This window comes from Nonomuraea turkmeniaca, from assembly GCF_005889735.1.
In the GTDB taxonomy this organism is placed as follows: Bacteria; Actinomycetota; Actinomycetes; order Streptosporangiales; family Streptosporangiaceae; genus Nonomuraea; species Nonomuraea turkmeniaca.
The window spans coordinates 1-707 of the sequence record NZ_VCKY01000584.1; the positions used below are offsets into that span (position 1 = coordinate 1).

1 protein-coding gene and 1 pseudogene are annotated in these 707 nt (G+C 71.9%); one reads left to right on the forward strand and one right to left on the reverse strand.

The features are described 5' to 3' along the window. Positions 1–231, reverse strand: a pseudogene (locus ETD86_RS54650) (MFS transporter); the annotation flags it as partial. A 54-nt stretch (positions 232–285) separates the two neighbouring features. Between ETD86_RS54650 and ETD86_RS54655 the strand changes: the two are divergent. Then, the coding region (locus ETD86_RS54655; protein WP_246149557.1) for an AraC family ligand binding domain-containing protein at positions 286–707 on the forward strand (422 nt) is incomplete at its 3' end.

The following is a 707-nucleotide window of genomic DNA, read 5'->3' on the forward strand; positions in this document are numbered from 1 at the left end:
GGCCACCACCATGCTCACCGGGATCAGCCACGGCATTCGCCACCTGTCGGTCAGCACGCCGAACACCGGCTGCACGATCGACGACAGCAGCGTCGCCGCCAGCACCACGCCCGAGACGGCGACGTAGCCGTAGCCGCGCTCGGCCACCAGGAACGGCACGAGCGCGGGTACCGCGCCTTGGTAGAGATCGACGGTGGCATGGCCGGCGGCGAGCATGGGGATCCTGTTCACGCCTCGATCATTTCCCGGGGCGCACCTGGCCTGCTTCCGATAAAATGCCAATCTATGCCGGAAATCCGCCACCTGCCCGAGGCACCCACGGGACGGCGGCCGCTCGCGCCCGGCGCCGGCATCGACGCGCACCGGCACGACACCCACCAGATCGTGTACGCCTGCCGCGGCGTGCTGTCCGTCACCACGAGCGCGGGCACGTGGGTGGCCCCGGCGAACCGGGCGATCTGGGTGCCAGCGGGCACCGTCCACGAGCACCGCGCCCACGGCGACACCGACCTACGCCTGGTGGGCCTCACCGGCAACCCGCTCGCCCTCGACCGGCCCGCCGTCCTCGCCGTCGACCCGCTGCTCCGCGAATTGATCATCGCCTACACGGATGTGTCCTCTCCCGTGGAGGGGGTGTCCTCCACGGACGGCGCCTCCGTTCCGGACCGCGCGGGCGACCGGCGCGGCACAAACGGCGGGCCCAGCAG